This is a genomic window from Paenibacillus sp. FSL P4-0184, assembly GCF_038004625.1.
Classification (GTDB): Bacteria; Bacillota; Bacilli; order Paenibacillales; family Paenibacillaceae; genus Paenibacillus_AQ.
Genome location: NZ_JBBORN010000001.1, coordinates 3,032,999 through 3,054,159, shown reverse-complemented (window position 1 = coordinate 3,054,159; position 21,161 = coordinate 3,032,999). Strand labels below are relative to the sequence as shown.

At 44.3% G+C, this 21,161-nt stretch carries 21 protein-coding genes; all 21 read right to left on the bottom strand.

The window, feature by feature from the left end:
* Window positions 1–13 precede the first annotated feature (13 nt).
* Window positions 14–826 carry a YwmB family TATA-box binding protein gene (locus tag MKY52_RS13430; RefSeq protein WP_341051694.1) on the bottom strand — a complete coding sequence of 271 codons (813 nt, stop codon included), beginning with the start codon at window positions 824–826 and terminating at the stop codon, window positions 14–16.
* Window positions 827–988: 162 nt separating this feature from the next.
* Window positions 989–1,642, bottom strand: coding sequence for a response regulator (locus tag MKY52_RS13425; RefSeq protein ID WP_179085807.1), 654 nt, complete (start codon window positions 1,640–1,642; stop codon window positions 989–991).
* An 18-nt stretch (window positions 1,643–1,660) separates the two neighbouring features.
* The gene (locus tag MKY52_RS13420; RefSeq protein ID WP_341053415.1) at window positions 1,661–2,674 is read right to left on the bottom strand and encodes a sensor histidine kinase; all 1,014 of its coding nucleotides are present in this window, start codon (window positions 2,672–2,674) and stop codon (window positions 1,661–1,663) included.
* A 51-nt stretch (window positions 2,675–2,725) separates the two neighbouring features.
* On the bottom strand, window positions 2,726–3,373 hold the full coding sequence (liaF, locus tag MKY52_RS13415; RefSeq protein WP_042191763.1) for a cell wall-active antibiotics response protein LiaF: 648 nt from the start codon (window positions 3,371–3,373) through the stop codon (window positions 2,726–2,728).
* 169 nt (window positions 3,374–3,542) lie between these two features.
* Entirely contained in the window at window positions 3,543–4,247 is a 705-nt protein-coding gene (locus tag MKY52_RS13410; protein WP_042191765.1) for a PspA/IM30 family protein, read from the bottom strand.
* A gap of 3 nt (window positions 4,248–4,250) precedes the next feature.
* The gene (locus tag MKY52_RS13405; RefSeq protein WP_042194525.1) at window positions 4,251–4,718 is read right to left on the bottom strand and encodes a PspC domain-containing protein; all 468 of its coding nucleotides are present in this window, start codon (window positions 4,716–4,718) and stop codon (window positions 4,251–4,253) included.
* Between the two features lie 4 nt (window positions 4,719–4,722).
* Window positions 4,723–5,400, bottom strand: coding sequence for a PspA/IM30 family protein (locus tag MKY52_RS13400; RefSeq protein ID WP_042130994.1), 678 nt, complete (start codon window positions 5,398–5,400; stop codon window positions 4,723–4,725).
* Between the two features lie 44 nt (window positions 5,401–5,444).
* Entirely contained in the window at window positions 5,445–5,747 is a 303-nt protein-coding gene (locus MKY52_RS13395) for a LiaF transmembrane domain-containing protein (protein ID WP_076285318.1), read from the bottom strand.
* Window positions 5,748–5,974: 227 nt separating this feature from the next.
* Window positions 5,975–7,000 carry a sensor histidine kinase gene (locus tag MKY52_RS13390; protein WP_341051692.1) on the bottom strand — a complete coding sequence of 342 codons (1,026 nt, stop codon included), beginning with the start codon at window positions 6,998–7,000 and terminating at the stop codon, window positions 5,975–5,977.
* Window positions 7,001–7,002: 2 nt separating this feature from the next.
* On the bottom strand, window positions 7,003–7,680 hold the full coding sequence (locus tag MKY52_RS13385; protein WP_341051691.1) for a response regulator transcription factor: 678 nt from the start codon (window positions 7,678–7,680) through the stop codon (window positions 7,003–7,005).
* A gap of 65 nt (window positions 7,681–7,745) precedes the next feature.
* On the bottom strand, window positions 7,746–10,244 hold the full coding sequence (locus MKY52_RS13380; RefSeq protein ID WP_341051690.1) for an ABC transporter permease: 2,499 nt from the start codon (window positions 10,242–10,244) through the stop codon (window positions 7,746–7,748).
* Window positions 10,244–10,918 (bottom strand): ABC transporter ATP-binding protein, encoded by a 675-nt coding sequence (locus tag MKY52_RS13375; protein ID WP_042191775.1) that lies wholly within the window; start codon window positions 10,916–10,918, stop codon window positions 10,244–10,246. Before MKY52_RS13375 ends, MKY52_RS13380 begins: the two co-directional genes overlap by 1 nt.
* 184 nt (window positions 10,919–11,102) lie before the next feature.
* Window positions 11,103–11,930: a MetQ/NlpA family ABC transporter substrate-binding protein gene (locus tag MKY52_RS13370; protein WP_341051688.1), complete on the bottom strand. Its 828-nt coding sequence runs from the start codon at window positions 11,928–11,930 to the stop codon at window positions 11,103–11,105.
* Window positions 11,931–12,001: 71 nt separating this feature from the next.
* Window positions 12,002–12,664: a methionine ABC transporter permease gene (locus tag MKY52_RS13365; protein WP_042191779.1), complete on the bottom strand. Its 663-nt coding sequence runs from the start codon at window positions 12,662–12,664 to the stop codon at window positions 12,002–12,004.
* Entirely contained in the window at window positions 12,657–13,418 is a 762-nt protein-coding gene (locus MKY52_RS13360; protein WP_341053414.1) for a methionine ABC transporter ATP-binding protein, read from the bottom strand. Before MKY52_RS13360 ends, MKY52_RS13365 begins: the two co-directional genes overlap by 8 nt.
* 375 nt (window positions 13,419–13,793) lie before the next feature.
* Complete coding sequence (locus MKY52_RS13355) at window positions 13,794–15,191, bottom strand: ADP-ribosylglycohydrolase family protein (protein WP_341051687.1); 1,398 nt, start codon at window positions 15,189–15,191, stop codon at window positions 13,794–13,796.
* A 3-nt stretch (window positions 15,192–15,194) separates the two neighbouring features.
* Entirely contained in the window at window positions 15,195–16,148 is a 954-nt protein-coding gene (locus MKY52_RS13350; RefSeq protein ID WP_076285325.1) for a nucleoside hydrolase, read from the bottom strand.
* A 44-nt stretch (window positions 16,149–16,192) separates the two neighbouring features.
* Window positions 16,193–17,131, bottom strand: a complete 939-nt coding sequence (locus MKY52_RS13345; protein WP_341051686.1) for an ABC transporter permease — start codon at window positions 17,129–17,131, stop codon at window positions 16,193–16,195.
* Window positions 17,128–18,174, bottom strand: a complete 1,047-nt coding sequence (locus MKY52_RS13340) for an ABC transporter permease (protein WP_042131006.1) — start codon at window positions 18,172–18,174, stop codon at window positions 17,128–17,130. The genes MKY52_RS13345 and MKY52_RS13340 overlap by 4 nt, the downstream gene beginning before the upstream one ends.
* Window positions 18,167–19,729, bottom strand: a complete 1,563-nt coding sequence (locus tag MKY52_RS13335) for an ABC transporter ATP-binding protein (protein WP_042191787.1) — start codon at window positions 19,727–19,729, stop codon at window positions 18,167–18,169. The genes MKY52_RS13340 and MKY52_RS13335 overlap by 8 nt, the downstream gene beginning before the upstream one ends.
* A gap of 101 nt (window positions 19,730–19,830) precedes the next feature.
* Window positions 19,831–20,970, bottom strand: coding sequence for a BMP family ABC transporter substrate-binding protein (locus MKY52_RS13330; protein ID WP_339267182.1), 1,140 nt, complete (start codon window positions 20,968–20,970; stop codon window positions 19,831–19,833).
* Window positions 20,971–21,161 lie beyond the last annotated feature (191 nt).

Genomic DNA, 21,161 nt, shown 5'->3' with positions numbered 1-21,161 from the left:
TGATTGGTCTTTTTCAATATTCTATTGTTATTAATGGAAATCCAATCGTAACACGGCTGCTTCCCTCTTTTGTATCCTGATGAATAGCTGTCTGTAGAACTACCTCGTGGTTTCCGCTGATTACGGAATGCAGCAATGCTGATGTACTATAAGTATGGCTGGCTGTTGTTTCGTCTTCGTAGCTTTCCTGTACTTTAAGATCGGGCAGTTGTGCGTACATATTCTGCTCCGTTAACAATAGAGCCTTCTGAGGGTCCTCCTGCTCCTTCGCAGCACCCTGAAGTGAGGTGTTCCATTCCGCTGCGATTCCGATCTTCCGAAGTTTCGCGCCAGCTTCTTCTGCTTCAGCTTGCAGATCCGGAGCATTTAACAAATCGGGTGTCTCCAGGGTTACAATCACATAACTACGTCCGTTTCCAAGCTCACTCCAGAACATGGTGGTTTGAAAACCGGCTTTTTCGGCAGCCGAACGATAAGTAAGATGTTCACCCTCGTCTTCCCGGCTTGTTTCTCCCAACCCAAGATCATCGGATAGGTTAGTTGCAGTGAGGCCAGCCTCTAGACCATCACCATTGAATTCTCCCTGCCATTTTAAAACTAAACGAAGAGGGGAGCCGGGTACTGTAACACTTTTACCAAGGGAGGTCAGGAGAGGAAGTGACTTTTTCAATTGGGCGATCTGGCTGCTCTCTTTTTCACCTTCGCCCCGAAAACCTGCCAAAAGTAACGCAGTACAGCATAGAATCAATACCAGCAACATTCCTTTAATACCGCTTTTTCGGCCTGCACCGTGTCTCTTTCCCTTACTTTCTTCCACATACCCCACAATCCAACACCCTCTCAATCCGGTCTATTAATCTACTAAACAGGATGTCCACTTTACAAGATTTTATACGGAGACAAGTATTTTCATATACTCGTGCACACAAAAAAACCAGCCCTTCTTACTCTGGCCAGTTCTTGTACTCACACCAATTGGGATATCCAATTATTCAGCTAGTCCATTTTTATATGCATAAATTGCTGCTTGGGTCCGGTCTTCCACACCCAGCTTCGCGAGAATATTCGTTACATGAAATTTCACAGTCTTGATCCCAATAATTAGTTGGTCCGCGATATCTTGATTCGATTTACCTTGCGCCAGCAGACGTAATACTTCCATCTCGCGCTCCGTAAGCTCTTTATAAGCAGGGGATTCACCCTTTGCATTGTTTCGAAAACGATTCATCATTTTAGAAGCGACCTGTGACTCCAGTACAGACTGGCCTCTTGCCGCAGCGCGTATGGCATCTGCCACTTCACTAGCTCGTGAGGTCTTTAGTAGATAACTGAACGCACCTGCTTCAATCACCGGATACATTTTTTCATCATCCAGATAGCTTGTCAACACAATAACTTTGATTTCGGGATACTGCTTCATTAAGTGTTTGGTCGTTTCAATCCCATCCATCCCATCCATTACGAGATCCATCAGGACTACATCCGGATTGTACTCTTGTGCCAGGCGGATACCTTCTTCCCCACTTCCAGCTTCCCCTACGACTTCAATTCCGTCTTCAGTACCTAGAACAGCAGCTAGTCCGATCCGCACCATTTCATGATCATCTACAAGCAATACCTTAATGGCTTCCTCCATCTCCATGGTCACTCTTTCCTCCTATTATTCATTGACTAACGGAACGGTAATTTCAATCCGCATTCCTTTACCCGGAGCGGTAATAAACTGAATGGAACCTCCGATTTCATTCATCCGCTCCTGCATATTCGACAAACCGTAGGAAGTTTGTTTACTATCATCCAATTCAAAACCAATCCCATCATCACGGAGCGTCAAACGAACTGTATCTCCTCGCCGATGCAGCCTGATTTCCATCTTTTCTGCTTTCGCATGACGAAGCGTATTGGAGATTGCCTCCTGCACAATACGGAATAAGTGATTCTCTACCCCTTTTAGCAATTGTACATCAGGGTCCATCTCGAACACGATTTCAATCGGAACCTTAACCTTAAGTTCCTTGATCAACTCCTGCAGCCCCTGCTCTAATCCCTTACCTTCCAAATAAACAGGTCTTAAATGAAGCAATAGTGCTCTCATCTCTGATTGGGCTACAGCAGACATTTCTTCGATAAGTGCAATTTGCCGTTGCGCCTTGTCAAAATCCTTCTCCAGCGTCCGGCCTACAGCCGTGGCGGTCATAGAGATCGCGAACAACTGCTGTGAGACTGCATCATGCAATTCACGCGCAAGCCGCTGGCGCTCTTCCATAATAGCAGATACTCGTGCTTGCTCCGCGAGCTTCGCGTTGTTTGTAGACAATCGCTGCAGTGTTGTCACTTGGTTTTCCCATTTTCCACTAATTCGGCCTAATTGTTCTCCGAGCCTTCCCAGCTCATCGTCACCCAAGTCAGGCATAGATAGCGTTAAGTTTCCCTTCTCCCACAATACGAGAGTTTCTCTCAGGCGTTCCAACTTTCGCTTTACTCGGAAGCTCTGATAGAAACCAAAGCCAACCCCGAACCCCATGGGCAGCAGAATTAGAGTAAATGCCGTGCGTAATCCAATCATCCAGCTTTCAAAAGGCTTTAAATAGCCATATGTATACATGGTGTACAATATCACAAGCAGCATGACAAAAGAGAACAGAGCCCCCTCACCCATACTGCGTGACATCATATTTTTGTTCTTTTTATCCACACGGGGACCCTCCCTTCTGTATCAAACTAATCAGGATAATCGCACATCCAAATCTCCCATCAAATAAGAGACACTAAACTTTACCTTATATTCACTGCTCTCATAGTTAGGGGACTTCCAATTCAGACGGTTTAGCATACCAGTATCGCGCCCATTACCGAATTCAATCGATCCAAAAAGCACAAAGGCTTCTATTTCCACACCATAATCATCTGACAATTGAATGTCCATATCACCAAAGATTCCTTGAAACAGCATAACTGTTTCCTTTTGCTCCGCCATAGCCAGTGAAAGATCAAGATCGGCCTCTCCAAGGATATGCCATGAGCTGAGGCTATGCATCACCCAGGGTGAGCGATCCCAGTCAAATCTAGACGAAAAGTTTTGCTTCTGCATAAACCCTTCCTTACGCTGAACTCTTTTGGATTTAGTAAAAAACATCCCCAATGAAATCAAACAAATCCCCAGCACGAGCACCAAATGATCCAGCAAAAGTAATATAGCACCAATCCCGAGCAGCTTATAACCCTGCTTCACTTTTCCTGATGTCGTGCGGTAGACCCCTAGGAACAGGAATAGAAGCGCGACAATGGAGAAAAAGCCGAGCCATCTACCAAAAATCATCATGCAGCCAACACCGATCAGTCCGATGGCAATCAAACGGTTTCGTTTATCCATTTCGCACCTCCCAAAAGTTTTGCGTAGCAAAACTAACTTCGTAAGCAAAACTACAACCATCAATATATTATAGCCAGCCGCTACAAAAGCCATATCGGTATGGAGATCCATACCGTATGGCTTCTTCTTGTCCAGCATATCATATCTACTTAAGTTTTAGGAACAGGATTTATTCTTCTTTTTTGTTTAAAGAAGGAGCAGCCGGTGTATCATTCAGCTTGCTTCTCAGTGCAGCCAGTTGCTCATCCACTTTCAGTTGCTTCTCAACATCGACTGGTTTAGTGTAGGCAGCGGATGGGCTGTAAGGTGCACGCATTACATCTGCTTCTGCTTCAAGCTGCATAATCTTCTCTTCCATCCGGTGGAATCCGAGTGACGCACTGCCACTTTCGATGGAATGTACGCTGCTGATTTGCGTCATTTGTTTCTTCGCTTTAGCCATTTGAGCACGGGATACGAGCTCGTTACGCTTGTTGCGCAGCTTGTAGAATTCATCCTTCATATCATGCAGCTGCCCAACCAATTCCTTCGCTTGCACTTCAGCTTGAGCATGAAGATCGCTGTATTCCGCTTGTTTTTGATCGAAGTAGATTTTTTCTTCCAACAGCTTGCGAGTCACTTCTTCTTGGCCGTTTTTCAATGCCAATTCAGCTTGTGCTCCACGTTGTGCGGACATTTTTGCTGCTTCTTCCACGCGTTGTTTCATGCGGCGTTCATTCGCCATTTGCTTGGCAACTGTAACTTCTGCTTCGTGGATTTCAGCCTCCATATCGCGCAGATATTGGTTAAGCATTACGATTGGGTCCTCTACCTTATCCAACAAGTCATTTACCGACGCCTTAGTCATATCTTTAATTCTTTGAAATACTCCCATGATTTACAATTCCCCTTTCTCATATTTAGACAGTTTTTGTTTGAGTTCTTCTACTTCTTTTTGCAAAGCCTTCTTCTCGATATCCTTCATCATCGCATCCAAACCGGAATCCGGAGCTGAATATGCGTTGTTCTTCTCAAAATTAGGATTGTAGTTAGGTTGGCGTCCATAAGGTCCATGTCCGCCATTAGCATGCGGTCCGTGTCCATGTTCCGGTCTACCTGAGTAAGGACCATCGAATGGGCCACCCGGTGCACCAGGGCCTGGTCCGAAAGGATTATAATGCGTAGGCTCCTTCGGAATGACCAGCGCTGCAATGAAGTACACTGGAATCACGGCACCTCCTGTAAACGGAATGCTGACCAGTAACAGAATCCGGAATAGCGTGGAATCAATACCGAGTGTCTCAGATAATCCACCTGCAAGACCCGTCATCACTTTATCTCTGGTTGAACGATATAATCGACTCATAGCGCTACTCCTTTCCACCATTGTTCAGTTTCTCCTTTAAGCGAGCCATTTCTCTTTCGAGTACGGTTGCTACAGTCTCACCTGCTTGCACCGCATATTCCTGTCCCATGCGACGCACATCGCGCAAGCTCTTCGCTTCTAATTCCCAATCTGACATCCGATCTTCCAGACGTCCGAACATTTTAGGAACATCACCGCCGTTACCATAAGCACTTGCTCTTTGGTTCATACGTTGCTGCAGTCTCAGCGACTCCATACGTGCTGCGTAATACTGACGTTTGCTATAAACTGTCTGATACTCTATTTTCAGCTCATTCAGCTGTCCTTCAAGTTCAAACAAGGATTGCTTACTTTGTTCAAGTAGCCCGCTGTACTGCTCCAACTTTTCCTCGTGAATGATCTTTTCTTGCAAAGCCAGCTTTGCAAGATGATCTTCCCCTGCCTTTAATGCGAGTAACGCCTGTTCCTCACGTTTATTTCTCATGGCAGTCGCTTGGTTCACTTGCTGTTGCAATTGCTTCGTATGGGAAGCGTATTGCTGATACAATCTTTCAGCTTCACTGATTTCCTCGCGAGTTGAATGTAGAAATTGATCAATTAGCTTCACAGGATCTTGGCTTTGCTCTAGACGTTCATTTAGATTAGCTACTGTAATATCCCTCATGCGACGAAAAACGCTCATAATCTCCTGCTCCCTCCCTGCTTCTTGTTTAAGTACAATCCTTCTTAATAAGTACCATTTCTTCTACCCTTTAAAGCTGACACTCCCCATACGATCAACGCCACACCTAGAAGTGGTCCGATGATCCAGGAAAGCTTCGCGATCAGGGACATGACACCAATGAACATTAGTACCCAACCGATAACCTTGCGTCCACTCTTAATCCCATAGTACCCGAGAACAACCAGCAATACTGGGAACAGTAGTCTGAAAATACCGTGAATCAGAGGAAGCGCTAAACCGAGCAGCATTACCGCACCAATCACAATCAGCACAACCGCCAATCCGTTTCCTTGTCTTCTTTGCATTATTTTCTCACCGCCTTTCGTTGTCCTTAACCTTATAGCCTTATTCTAGAGCAATTCGCAGACTTTCAAAACAGACCAACGACGGTTTTTGGTACTGGACCTAAGTCGAGGTAGCTGTGCGACTGCAGACCACTATAGGGCTAGCAAAGCACTTTTCCTCAATGAAATAGCGACTTTAATGAGAAAAACCTCCAATTTAGGGGGCTAAGCTTCAAGTACATTCAGAATCAGCGTAACGGCAAAAATATAGAAAAAACACTGCCTTTACTTAACTCCGATCTCACTTTTATATATCCACCCTGCTCGGTCACAATTTTACGAGCTAAATAAAGGCCTATACCAACACCTTCTGTTCCATTACAACCCGCTCCTCGGTAAAATCGTTTGAAAATGTCATTCATCTCAGCAACAGGAATTCCTATTCCACCATCAGCAATATCAATCCTTGCAAAAAGATCATATCTGCGAATCGTAATTCTAACACTGCAGGACCCGAGCGTATATTTCAGAGCATTATCGATGATGTTATAGATAGCTTCTCCCGTCCACTTGGGATCATGTTGCAGCGTAATCTCCTGATCCATTTCCAGTAAGATCTCTATATTCTTTTGCTCGGCTGCTGGAAATGCCTGTTTGATCGCTGACAGCACAGTATTCTCAAGATTATGCTTCTCCGCAGCATGAAGCTCTATAATACCGGATTCGAGCCGTGATAACTTGATCAGATTCTCCATAAGCCAAGACAGCTTCTCAATCTGACTACCCATATGGCGAGTAAATTCACTGCGTGTTTCAGCAGGTAGCCCTTCATCCATAAGAAGACTGTTATACATCCCTAAATTGGCTAAAGGGGTCTTCAGTTGATGAGAGATATCAGAGATCAATGTTTTGACTTCTTGACTCTCTTCACGGTAGCGCTGCTTCTGCGAAGACAACAGCTCAGATAATTGAATAACCTGATGCTGTAATTTAGAGAGGAGTGTATCCTCCTGTACCGGGAACATCTGAGTCATTTGTCCATTGATAAGATCTTGAATCAATCCCGACAATGAAGATAGCGTGTTTAGCATTTCTTTACGAAGCGCGAGTACAAAACTTATAAACAGCAGAGCCATCACGCTAATAAACACCACGCATCCAATAACTACATGCTTCTCAGGCTTATAATAGATAAGCATAGATACAAACAACACAACGACTACTGCCAAAAGGGTGAACGAGCTCCAAATAATTTTTCTAAAAGGATTCTTCATCCTTACTCTCCCCATGTGTAGCCAATACCGAATACAGTTTTAATGTATTGACAATCTTTAGGGTCATCCTCAATTTTGGCCCGTAGCCTACGAATATTTACGCTTAGCGTATTCTCATCCACGAAATTACCTTCTATATCCCATAGCTTCTCCAGCATTAACCTCCGAGTAAGAACCTGACCGCTATTCTCGGTTAAGATAGCAAGGAGACGATACTCATTGGTGGTTAGTTTTATCTCTTGTCCATATTTGTAAACCTTCATTTTGGCTGAGTTAATTGTAATATCCTTGTATTGAAACAGCTCTGAGCCACCATCAGTGCCTGTTCGTCGAAGAACAGCCTTAACACGCTGCAAAAGTACGACCATGCTAAATGGCTTCGCAATATAATCATCAGCACCTAGCCCAAATCCAGTGACCATATCCTGCTCAGTATCATTGGCTGTTAGAAAGATTACCGGAATGGTACTCGTTCGCCGAATTTCCTGGCACAGTGCAAGACCACTCCCATCTGGGAGGTTAATGTCCAAAAGGACCAGACCGATGGTCTGATCCTGAATTCTAGAAGCCGCCTCCTGAAAAGAATAGGCCTGAATAATATTATAGTTTTCTTTTTCAAGCATGAACTTCAGCCCCTCGTTTAAGAGACGGTCATCCTCTACAATTAGAATGGTTGTCATTAAACTCACCTCTATACTTATCATTGTAACAAGCAGAGGAAGGCTACGCTGTTAATTAATTAGCTCTATTCCATTTGCCGCAGACGTTCCACAATGCTGTCCTTTTTAATTTGCTTATAAGCAATAAGCGGAACACTCAGGCAAACCCCAAAAACGAGTACAATTGCAATAGAAAGCGGAAGGGTTGGAAAGCTAAATACTGCATAAGTAGCCTCTTGGCTGAACAGGCTATAAGCACCGTAACTGATTAATGTGCCTATTGTTGAGATTAGCAGTGTCGATATGATCGCATAACCTGCCCCTTCAAACAGCAACAGCTTTCTCATCTGCTTAGAGGTCATCCCGATGCTCTCCATCACTGCGAACTCCAGCTTCCGAGCTACAACCCCTGTATACATAATATTAACGTAATTCAAAATTCCAATCAGCGCTAGAATGAGCGCAATTCCGCCACCCATAATGTAAAAGGTTAGCTTAGCCGATTCCATGAACTTTTCCATATACAGCTTCGACTCCAGCTTCAGCTCACCATCTCCGCCGATGAGTCCTTCCAATTGATCGGTAATCGGCTTCCAGTCTTTTGGGTCTGCATTAATATATACTTTACTTATAAGTGGGTCATTCATGAGTTTCTCCATAGCAGTATGGCTAATGTATACATTCGGAGCTACAAAGTGTGACGACCCTAGAGAGCTGAAATCAGCAAGCCCTCCAATTTCGAAAGATTGTGCTGCATCGCTATTTATAGGACTAATTTGAAAGTTATCTCCAATCTTAATACCACCGAGACTAAAATTGTCCAGCAAGGCAATCTCACCCTTTTCAAAACGTTCCATATCCACAGTGATTCCTAATTTTTCTTCCATCTTCTTGACCTGATCTAAATCTACCCCAACAACATGGGTCATTGAAAACATGCTTTGAGGCTCAGACAATTGTTCGTCGGTAGGGCGATCTGTGTGATATGATTTTGCGAATTCATCCACATACTTACTGAACACCTCAGGATCATACTTGATCTGACCTATCCCAGTATAAGCTTTGAAGACCTCTTTTACTCCCTTTATATCCTGAATTTCCTTGATCATATCCCCTGTAATCTTGGCTTTCTCTTCCCCCTCAAATCCAAAGGACATCGTTTGATTAGACAGCGTGAAATCGTTATCCATGTATTCAGCAATAAAATGATCTGTACTCATACTAAGCACAAGTGTATTGATCACCAGAAAAGTTGTCAGTCCCAGAAATAAAGAGAGAAACACAACCATCGCCCGTTTTTTCACTCTAAAAATATTACGCCAAGCCAGTCGGTGCAGCTTAGATCCGCCAGTTCCCCGTTTCGTCTTAGCTTTAACCATCGTCCCTGTATATCTCACCGCTTCTATTGGAGAAACTTTGCCAGCGATAGAGGCAGGTTTGATAGCGCTAAACATGGTGGTCAACCAAGCAAACAACGCAGCTCCAATAAAGATTAACGGGTGAAAAGAAATCACCACGCCCGTATCCAAATCCATTGTACTCATAGCAAGCGGCACCATTACGAAGGAAGTCACAGCTCCTGCGGCAAGTCCCAGTGGGATAGCGATAAGTGCTAACCGTGAAGCCTGTGCCCTAACTATTTTTTTAATCTGCCGTTGTGTAGTTCCTAGCGTTCTAAGCAGACCGTAGAACCTTGTATCCCGTGAGACAGAAATATAAAGCACATTATAAATCAATAAATATCCGCTCAACATAACAAATAATATAATTCCAGCGTAACCAATCAAAGTTGCTGTTCTATCCGAAGAGGTAGACGATTGGTTAGAGACAGATTCAAGCTTTTGATTTTTTCCCAAAGGAATATCCTGTTGCAAACGTGAGATAAGTCCATCCGTATTTTTCTCATTAAATAGAATAGTGGCATTTTTGGGATTCTTAAGATCTACGCCATGAGCTGTAGCAAAAGCCCCCGATACCAGCATAGCTCCAGAATTTCCGGTACGAACATGACTGTAATCGGTAAACCATCCACTTAGTACGAAATTGCTACTTTGCTGAGATTTCACCCCATCGCGGGTAAAAGAGTAAGTTAACGGCAAGCTCATACCAATCTGTGGATCATCCATCCCCATTGACTGTAATATCCATAAAGGAACGGCGATTTCATTTTCCTTATCTGGATAAGTTCCCTTTAGACCATCGATCACTGGCTTACGCATCTCTGTCCATTCTGTAGAGTCATACCAGAGCAGAGCTAAATTAAGATCTCCTATTTCTGGCGTATTGATCACATTACCTACTCTGGACTGGAGTCCGATGGTCTTAATATAGGAGAGTTCCTTTAACTTGTTCATTTGTTGTTCTGACGGGGAGGTTAAGTAGACATCAGCCATGGTTCCGTTTATTTTCAATTGCTGCATTTCGAAGGTCTTATAGTTGCTCAGTCCAATACTAAAAAAAGAAGTAATGAGCCAGGTAGTAAGCACGATGGCCAGAATCACAAAACGATTTCGGGTCCGATTGGCTTTCAGGCTTCTGCTCGTCAGCTTTTTAACAATGGGCTTATTATTGTTTGGAAACATCATCACAATGCCCCTCCAGTAATTTTACCGTCCTCTATCCGGATGGTACGGTCTGCAAGCTGAGCAATCTCTTCATTATGAGTAATCATTAGAATCGTCTGATTAAACTGTCTGCTTGTTACTTTGAGTAATCCAATGACCTCCTGGCTAGTGATGCTGTCCAAGTTCCCTGTAGGTTCATCTGCTAAGATAATGGAAGGTTTAGCTGCCAAGGCCCGTGCGATGGCTACCCTTTGCTGCTGACCGCCTGAAAGCTGACCAGGGAGGTTGTCCAATTTTTGCGAAAGACCTAACGTATTCACAATATGATCCACGAAATCCTTGTCTATTTTGTTTCCATCCAGCTCTATGGGCAACACAATATTCTCGTATACATTAAGAATCGGCACTAGATTATAGTTCTGAAACACAAATCCGATCTTTCTTCTTCTAAATACCGTCAACTCATCATCCTTCATCCCAAAAATATTTTTACCATCTATGATCACCTGACCTTCTGTCGCCCGATCAAGCCCGCCTAGCATATGTAAGAGCGTTGATTTGCCACTTCCTGAAGTCCCGACAATCGCTATAAATTCACCGTTGTGTACCTCTACATTAATACCATCCAGTGCCTTGACCAGGTTAGTACCCTTACCGTAATGTTTTGTGAGATTAATTGCGCTGAGTACAGACATATTTCCCATCTCCATTCCGCTTTGTTATTCTACAACCCATTATATAGAGCAGTTCTTACATTCTAGTGACACACCAAAATATCCCCACAAAGCGGGGCCTCCCGATACATACTTTCTGATATGTAAAAAAAGACTTGCCCATAATGGACAAGTCTCGTTGAATTACTAATCTAACTATTTAAGCTTATTTAAAAGCAGGCAACGCGATATCCGCGTAATTATCTTCAAGGAACTTCTTCACTTCTGGTCCGCTAATCCGTTTAGCTAGCTTCTGGATCGCATCAGAGTCCTTGTTGTCTTCACGCGCAACCAAGGTGATCGTGAATTCAGAATCCGCGCCTTCAGTAATCAGTGCATCTTTCTTTGGTGTCAATCCAAGCGGGCTGGCATAAGCCGGAGTCATTGCCACTAGATCTCCATCATCCAGCATACGGGCCAGCATCAATAGATCTACTTCCTCAAACTTAAAGTTTTTTGAATTCTCAGTAATGTCTGCTTGTGTAGCCTTGATGCCTACACCTTCTTTTAGCTTAATCAAATCAGCTGCAGCGAACATTTGTAAAGAACGGCCGATATTTGAAGGGTCATTAGCCATTACTAGTGTTGCGCCTTCCGGCAGATCCGCAACATTCTTGTAACGCTTGGAGTATCCACCGTAAATAGCGTCATAGACAGGCTGTACCTCTACTAGATTGGAGCCTTTGCTTTCATTAAACTGCTTCATATAAGGAACATGTTGGAAAAAGTTAGCGTCTACCTCTTTATTCGCCAAAGCCTCATTAGGCTGCACATTGTCAGACAGCACAACGATTTCAAGATCAATGCCATCTTCCTTCAGAAGTGGCTTCACAATATCCAGAATTTCCGTCATTGGTGGAATCAAAGTTGCAATCTTTAATTTCGTTAGCTCATCGCTACCTTTTGCAGAATTGTTCTCGGCTGCTTTATTAGAGCCACAACCCGCTACGACCAATACCATTAACATAAGCACAACAATCATTGATTTTTTCATTACTACAACTAACCCCCAGTTTATATGTTTAACCATTTTGTATTACAAAATTTGATGTACGGGTTGAACGATTAACGTTTATCTAACAGCCGTGAGATCGTACCTCCTGTGAATTGAACCAACTGAACCAATACAATCATCACAACAATCGCATAGATCATCACTTCAGTCTCAAAACGCTGATATCCGTAACGGATCGCGAAATCTCCAACCCCGCCCCCTCCAACAACCCCCATTACGGTCGAGTAAGAGATAAAACTAATGGTGGAGGTAGTAAGTCCGAGCACTAGACCCGAACGAGCCTCTACATACAGAAACTTAAAGATCAACCCCAGCTTCGAGGCTCCCATAGACAACGCTGCTTCTATGACTCCTTTAGGAACCTCCAGCAAAGACTGCTCCACCAGACGAGAGTAATAAGCAATGGCAACAATGGATAACGGAACCGTGGCAGCCATTGTTCCAATCGCAGTTCCGACGAGGAAACGAGTGACCGGAATGAGTGCAACCACAAGCAGCAGGAATGGAAATGAACGGATAATATTTACGATGCTGTTGAGTACCAGCGACAATGTTTTATTCTCATAGAGCTGCCCTTTTCGGCAAAAAAACAACAACGTCCCGAGCGGAAGCCCCAGCAGCAGTGCGGCACCCACAGAAATACCGACCATTATAAAAGTTTCTCCGATCGATTCCCACATCTGTGCCTGATATTGAAGTACACTATCAAACATGCGTTTCCCCCGCTTTACCCAGAATTTGATCCCGGTAAGAGCCAGTACGGACTGCAGCAGGCCGGAAATCACCATCTTGGCGTGAGAATGAATCTACGATTCGACCATTTTCCATCACCGATACGTGAGTGCATATACTTTTGACAACATCCATCTCATGCGTAACAATCACTACCGTAACCCCAAGGCCCCCATTAATATGCTTCAGGACGTCTAGAATATCCGCAGTTGTTCCTGGATCTAGTGAGGATGTTGGTTCGTCACATAGCAATAGTCCTGGACTGTTCGAAAGCGCCCGGGCGATCGCCACACGTTGTCGCTGTCCTCCACTTAGCTGTGCGGGATATTGCTCTGCCTTATCAGCCAATCCGACAAAATCGAGACATTCCTTCACCCGCTTCATCCGTTCACGCTTCGGTACCCCTGCCAGTTCCAGAGGGATCGAAATGTTGCGGCTTACCGTGACGTTATTGACCAGATTAAATTGCTGAAAAATGATCCCAATCTTTTCCCTAGCTTTCCGTAGCTGTTTACTCGGCATTTCGGTTAAATTATGCCCTTCTACGGTAACTGTCCCTTGATCCGGCTTTTCCAGCAGATTAATCAATCGTAGCAGCGTGGATTTCCCTGCCCCGCTTTCACCAATAATCCCGTGAATCGATCCCTTCTTCACATCAAGCGATACATCATCTACCGCCTGATACATGCCGTCCTTCAGCTTGAATCCTTTACTCACCCGACTCAGCGATAGGATTGCAAACTCCCCCTTCCTTTCCGTTTATTCTGAAACCTTCTAAGCCAAGGTTTGTACTATAATTATTTAAAAACTGTTTTACTAAAAATCTCTTTAAATAATAAGGCATTTTATGTTCTGTGTCATCATTTTTATTTTAGTAATATATCAGATTAAAAGGATTAAAGAATAAAAGCCCATTATATCGGACTATTTTTACGTCCTTATCTCCCAATAAATGACCGAGCTTAATCCCTCTTCAAATCAGGATTCTCCTGTTACCTAACTCCTAAACCCGCTGTTACATCTATTTCAAGAACTAGATCGCCACGAAAAAAAAGGATGTCTAAGCTCGATAGCTTAAGACATCCTTTCATTCTTTTCGTAATTCTTGATCTAAGACTTTTCGGCAAGCTCTCCTCGAATCTTCAAGAAGACCTGATAGCTGCGCTCCGCGCATTCCGAAATCGCTATCGGATGAAAACCAGGTAGATCCGCATATAGCGTATCATGGAGCGGTTCAATCCACGAAGCCGGCAACACACTTGCTCCAAGCTTCGCTCCCATAATAGAACCCACTGTAGCACCATTACAATCTGTATCCATTCCTCCGTAAATGGATGTAACGACCGCTTTTTCAAAATCATTCCCGCCATAGACCAGCGAAGCAGCTACAAGAGCAGCATTATTATTGGTGTGCACCGCATCATAGTGGCTGAATGTATCCCAAATCTTACTTACCAACTCCCGCTCACTTTTGGCCTTCTGCGCAATATCTATACCTCGTAGAACGTCACTTGCCAGGCGACTAGTACTAGGGATCTCACTAAGACCAATCTCAAGAATACGCTCGTTATCTTTTTCAGCAAAAGCAGCCGAAATCATCGCCGCATTAAACATCTCACCATAGATTCCGTTCTTCACATGTGAAAAAGAAGCATCGCGCCAGCCTAACTCCGCTGCAAGCTCAGGATAGCCTGCTGCACCATAAGCCAGTCCATCTGCCCGTATAGCCGCACCAATCCACTCCCGGTAGGGATTCAAGTGCATCCGCACTCTTTCCTGCCGCGCCAGCCAATCCGCAGGCTTCTCACCATGCAGATGAGACGTTTCCTGCGCAAAATTCATATACGACTGTGTCTCTGCCGTACATACCTGAGCGTATGTCAGATGTTTATGCCAGAGCTTCCCGATATCCCAAGAATCCCAGCTCAGCCCCTTTTGCTCCAGCAGCATAAGGCCCAATACCGTGTAACGAATATCATCATCGCTCTCCATAAACTTAATAGTCTCGCTGGTACTCGCATACGTCCAATCACTTAAACCAAGACCATATTCTGCCTCTGCCCGTGAATGCCCAGGCGTATAGCCAGTAATAGGCCATGCATCGGCACCACGGAACCACAGCTCAATATTCTCCCAGCCCGGACGTCCATCTTTACCGTAGAGGTAGTCCCAATACTCCAATGGTTTGCCAAGTGCGCAACCGACGCTTCTACCTAACCAAGCTCCGTAGAACTTATCTCTCCATTCTGCTTCGCTCCAGTCAGCCTCAAGCTTACGTGGACCTTCTGGACGAAGACGACGAATCTCCTCTAGTGAAGACGGCTCTTCATAAGGAAAGTCCTCAGCAACCGTGAGCTCCATCAACTCGTTGTATACTTGCATCAGCTTAATCTCATCGGCACCTGCAGCGGCTAGTTTACCCGCGAAGCCTTCAATCTTGCAGCCTTCTTCTCCACGCTGAACCAATTCAAACTGAACCGTCTCCTGAAGTCTCTCCCATCCTGCCATAGGTTAGTTCCCTTCAGCCGCAAGCAGCTCTTGATCTAGCTTTTCCAGTGAATCAAAAATCAACTTCATAAATGCTTCCCGGTCTACTCCCACCAGGACTTCTACATTCGCTGGGCGATCCGTCTTCTTTCGTTTGTCTGCAACCGTCATTCCCCGCGTCAGCTTGCCTTCTGTCTCTACCGTTACATATAGATGCTCGGATTCAAACAGTTCTGGGTGCAAGAGCCAAGCTACGGCGCATGGATCATGCAGTGCACTACCGACATAGCCCATTTTCTTTCCGAAGATCGAATAGAAATCTAACAGCTCTCCGACCATAGTGGACACTGGCCCACGCTCTTTCAATGCTACGATCTCATCTTCGAAAATGGCAGCCTTATCGGTCACATCCAGACCACTCATCGTAATCGGAATACCCGACTCAAACACGATACGAGCAGCTTCAGGATCTACATAGATGTTAAACTCCGCAGTAGAGGTTACATTTCCATAAGAAATTCCTCCGCCCATCAGTGAAATCTTTTCAATTCTTTCCTTAATCTCTGGATAAGCAGTGATTAGCAGGGCGATATTTGTTAAAGGAGCCATCGGTACGAGCGTAATCTTCTCCTCCGAAGAACGGATAATATTCAGCATGAATTCCACAGCGCCTTCTTCTACAGGCCGGAATTTACTTGGTGGCAATAGTGGGCCGTCCATGCCAGATTCACCATGCGCTTCCTCACCTGTAACAAGCTTGCCGAACAGCGGACCTGCAGCCCCTTTGGCTACAGGAATATCAGCATTCACAAAGCTGATCACTTTAAGTGCGTTTTCTGTGATTTTATCGAGGATCTGGTTTCCACCAACCGTTGTAATCCCGCGCAGATCCAGCTTCTCCGAATTTGCTATTGCAAGCAGGATAGCGATTGCGTCATCATGCCCTGGATCGCAGTCAATAATAATAGGTGTTCGCATAGTCATTCACTCCTTAGTTGTATAAATCCTCGTTACTCTTATCGCTATTTCACTAGCGGGCTTTTAAGTTTTTTATTCTTTTTCCGTGTCTCAGATACGGCATAGATCACTAGTCCAATTACCGTTGCTAAATAAGGAAGCGTCGCGATCAGTTCTGCAGGAATCTTCAAGACCTGTAGCGCATTCGACAAGGCGTCTGCCGTACCAAATAATAGAGAGGTCAGCGCCGTACCCACTGTCGTACTTCTCCCCATAGACTCTGCGGCAATCGCAATCCAGCCCCGACCAGCGATCATATCGCGAGTGAACAGTGACAGGTAACCCATCGACATGTAAGCTCCACCCAAACCAGCGAAAAATCCACTAAGCAGCAAAGCCATATACTGTATTTTCACAACACTTACTCCCACAGATTGAGCCGCATGTGGATTTTCACCCACTGAACGAATGCGCAGACCAAGCGGTGTACGGTTTAAGAGATAGTAGACAACAAACACAGCAATAATAGATACATACGTCAAAATGTGATGTCCTGATAGAATAGGCCCCAGCACCGGAATGTCCTTCAGCAAAGGAATCTCTACACTAGGTAGCACTTTACTCGCCAGAGAAGTAGAAGAACCCTTGTCTCCACTCAGCAGATAAAGAATAAACACGGTTCCTCCTGAAGCGAACATATTAATAGCTACACCGCCGAGAATGATATGTGTTTTAAATTTCAGTGTGAAAAAAGCTAATATTCCAGCGATCAGTGTTCCGGACATCACGGCCCCAAGTAAACCTACCCACGCACTATGCGTGTAGCTGCTTACAATGACACCGGCTAACGCCGCAACAAGCATGATGCCTTCCATACCAATGTTGATGATACCAGCCCTATTAGAGATTAACGCTCCCAATGCGGCGAATAGAATCGGTGTCGTCACTCGAAGAACAGAAAACGCAAAGTCAGTCGTAAAAATTACATCAAACAAGCTGTTCACGCTTCCTTCGCCTCCTTCAAGAGCATCCGATTTTTCCAGAACTTCAGAAATTGCTCAGCCGAAATCAGAAGAATGATAATCGCCTGTATAATAGAAATCATCTCTGAAGGTACATCCGATAGACGTGCCATCATGTCGGCTCCGATCCGGATATATGCAAGGAACAATGCAGCGCCGATTACGGATAGCGGATTATTCTTGGCTAACATCGCTACAAGAGCACCATCTAAGCCATAACCTGGTAACGATGTCCATTGGAATCGATTGTACATCCCTAGCACTTCTACGGAACCACCCATTCCCGCGATAAAACCAGCAATCAAGTGAACCAGTATAATAACCTTCGCGGTCTTCATGCCTGAATAACGTGCAAAGTTACGGTTGATGCCTGTCATTCGCAGCTCATATCCCCATTTAGTCTTGTATAGGAATAAATGCGCTGCAATAATAAGCACGATAACGATAATAAGTCCGGTATGAATACGGGTGCCAGGTACCATTTTACTCAGCAGTGCCGTTTTCTCGAATTTGTAGGATACATTGGCAAATGCTTTTGCATCACGTAAGTGATAGTTCAGTAGATATAAACCTACTCCAAACAAAATATTATTGAACATCAAGGATGTAACCAGCTCATTAGCATTCCATTTGGCTTTGAGGATCCCGGGTATTGCCGAGAGCAACGCACCAACAATAGAACCCGCAGCAATAGCTACGATCGGATGAAGCCACCCGTCCAGCGTTAAATGAATAGCCAACACGGAAGTTACAACACCGGAGAAATAGAAAATCCCTTCAGCTCCCAAATTGAACATATTTGCCCGGAACAACAAAGAAACTGCTAGCCCAGTGAACATGAGCGGAATGGCCATCTCAATCACATTACCGATATGACCTTTACTGGATAGCGGCTCAAATAGGAATATCCCAATCGTCTTCACCGGCTGATTGCTGACCAATGAGATGATCAGAAAAGCAATAGCGAGTGCAATTACGATTACTGCCGATGTTCGAATGTATTCAAAATATTTTACTTTAAACATGATTTACGGCCCTCCTGATTTGCTCCTCGTCCTGTCGATGAATCCCTAGCATATAAAGCCCTAATTCTTCTTCACTAACCTTGGAAGGCTCCTCGAAAAAGGCAACAATCTTTCCTTCATACATCACTAGTAGACTATCGCTGATCTCCAAGATCTCATTTAAGTCTGCTGACACTAGCAAAATAGCGCAATCGTCTGAGCGCAGCTCCAACAGCTTTTGATGTATGAACTGCGCCGCGCCTATATCCACGCCCCGTGTCGGCTGCTCTGCAATAAGCAGTTGCGGTTCTGTAGAACACTCTCTAGCTACGACAACCTTCTGCATGTTACCACCTGATAACATACCTATTGGCTGAGAAGGTCCCGAACAGCGGACTTTAAATTCTTCTACAAGTGATACTGCAAGCTTGGCAATTCGTGATCCATTTAAAAAGGGACCTTTATTCATAGCTTTTGTACGATACTGAGTGGACAGCAGATTATCCGCTATGCTCGCATCACTGGCTATCCCTTGATGCATCCGATCCTCTGGGATATAGGAAACGCCTAGCTTACGAATATCTAAAATATCCGATTCACGAATATCTTTTCCCTTCACTAGCACAGAGCCTTGGCTTGAGACCCCTCTTAGGCTACCCGTAAGAGCCTCAATGAGCTGTGTCTGCCCATTCCCTTCTACACCAGCAATCCCGATAATTTGTCCCCCGCGTACTGCAAAGTTGATATCTGTTAGCAACGCTTTGCCGTGTGCATCATTTACACCTAAGCCCTGCACAGTGAGTACCGGCTCCCCAATAGACAGAATCTCCTTGTCATATTTCAACACGACGTCTCTGCCCACCATAAGGCGTGAGATTTCTTGCTCCGTGACATCCTTCGTTTGGAAGACACCTTCACTACGTCCACTACGCATGATCGTAATTCTGTCACAGATCGCTTTAACTTCTTTCAACTTGTGTGAAATAAAAACAATCGTATGACCCTGCTCTCTTAACTGCTTAAGCTCCCGGAACAATTCCTCTGTTTCCTGTGGAGTCAACACTGCGGTCGGCTCATCCAGAACGAGGATTTTTGCACCACGCAGCAGCGCCTTCAGAATTTCAACCTTTTGCTTCATACCAACCGTGAGATCCTCCACTTTTGCTTTTGGATCCACTGCCAGATTGTATTTCTTCGCAGTCTCTTCGGTCATGCGTACAGCTTCTGCATAATTGATGCCAACGCCCTTACGAGGTTCCATGCCCAGCACCATGTTCTCTGCTACCGTAAAAGAAGGGACCAGCATAAAATGCTGGTGAACCATACCAATCCCTCTATCAATGGCATCCTGAGCAGATTGTAGCTTCACTTTTTCACCCTTGATAAAGATTTCACCTTCACTAGGCTCTTCCATGCCGAACATGATCTTCATTAAAGTTGATTTACCAGCGCCGTTCTCGCCCGCAATCGCATGAATTTCTCCCTCACGTAAAGAAAAATGCACGTCTTTATTTGCAACGACACCATTGGGATACACCTTGGTAATTCCCCGCATTTCCAGCAGTGCTTTGTTCATAGGTCTCAACGCCTTTCGACTTGGAGGTCTGCAAAAATATACAGCTGGAATTCTTCTAAAGAAGAATCTCCAACTGTAGGTTTATCACTTTATAGCTACACTTAAGGCTTAACTGCGTTACGAATGGCTTCTACTTCAGAGGTTTCCATTCCCATCGCGTTATCTACTGTAATTTCTTTATTGATCAGCTTTTGCTTCACTTCTTCAACTTTAGCCTGAAGATCGGCAGGGAAGATATTTTTATAGATCTCATTCTCTGCAATGCCTACACCATCATCTACAAAGCTCAACACATCACGTTTACCCATCTCAAGTGTACCGTCTTGTAATCTCTTCACGGCACCCAGAATAGCACTATCAATCTTTTTAATAGAAGAAGTAACGATCAAGTTTGCTTTTTCGCTATCTGTATCGTTAAGCAACATCGCTTGATCGGAGTCTACACCGATAGCATATTTCTTCTTCTCCTTAGCTGCATCAAAGATCCCAAGACCTGTACCCCCAGCCACGTTAAAAATAACGTCCACACCGGAGTTATATTGAATCAGCGAAAGCTCCTTGCCTTTAGCCGGGTTAACGAAATCACCAGCATATGATACAGCGACCTTCACATCAGGATCAACATATTGAGCGCCCTGAATGTAGCCTACCAAGAAAGCGTTAATTCCTGGAATGTCCATGCCGCCTACAAAACCGATCACATTCTCAGGATTAGCATTTTCCATATCCGATTGTGTAGCTAACGCAGCTACAGCACCTGCCAGAAAAGATACTTCATTTGTCGCATAAGACATGTTGTACATATTCTCTGGTGCTTCATCTATATCGGTATCATAGTTAATGAATTTTTTGTCTGGATATAATTCAGCCGTTGCATTAAACATCTCTGTAATTTCCGATCCGCCAGAAATGATAACATCCCAATCCTCAGCGGCGATATCGTTAAACGTAGGCTCCCATTTCGTTTTATCGACACCCATTTCTACAACTTTTGTTTCTGCACCCAGCTCATCCTTAACCTTTTGCAAACCGCTATTCGCAGAGTCAAAGAAAGATTTATCTCCAAGCGTTCCTGGAATCAGAAGTACAACTTTGAGTTTATCCCCTGAACCTGTTTCTCCACCTTCAGCTGCGTTAGATCCTGCATTCGCGGAAGATCCATTACTCGACGTATTATTTCCACAGGCTGTGACCATTACCATTACTACTAGTAACAACAAAGAAAGAACTTTCTTTTTCATTTTTCTATTCCCCCTATTTATAGTTGGTTAGTAATTTGAGAGATTCTCCTTCTTAGTCCGTTGTATATTTCACGATTTAGATGGAAACTCTCATTTTTCATGTAACATTGTCAAAATTTTAATGATTTTAACGAATACACTAAAAAAAAGAGATAAAATTATAATTTTTCCGACTAATCCGACTAATTTCC